Source organism: Paenibacillus periandrae (assembly GCF_022458865.1).
GTDB classification, from domain to species: domain Bacteria; phylum Bacillota; class Bacilli; order Paenibacillales; family NBRC-103111; genus Paenibacillus_S; species Paenibacillus_S periandrae.
The window spans coordinates 1-343 of the sequence record NZ_JAJNMU010000160.1 but is presented as its reverse complement, the minus strand read 5'-3'; the positions used below and the strand labels follow the sequence as shown (position 1 = coordinate 343).

Here is a 343-nt window from a genome sequence, read left to right as displayed (position 1 = left end):
GCCGTCAGCGACGTAGGAAACAGATACCGGCTCCTCCGGGTCGACTGCACCCGGAACCGAAACATGCCAGTCCCGCCCACAAGTGGCAGTCACCCGATACCCTTGATTGAGCACCTCCGTCCATAACGCAAAAGCTCGCTGATTGCTGCTATGAACCGAGGGGAGGGTGCCGGACCATACCTCAATAAAGTCGATGGCGTTCCAATCATCAATAGTATATTCCCAATAACAGCCGGTACACATCGGACTGCCTACCCGAAACGGATGTGCAAGCCCGGCTATCGCCCCAAGCGCTTTTACCTCTCGCAGCCCCTGAGCCAAATCGTTCGGCCCAAGCATACGC

The 343-nt window shown here is 56.9% G+C and carries 1 protein-coding gene; it reads right to left on the bottom strand.

Translation table 11 applies throughout. The annotated features are described in order from the left end of the window. On the bottom strand, positions 1–343 hold a 343-nt coding region (locus tag LRL21_RS47475), incomplete at both ends, for a CehA/McbA family metallohydrolase (protein WP_240422235.1).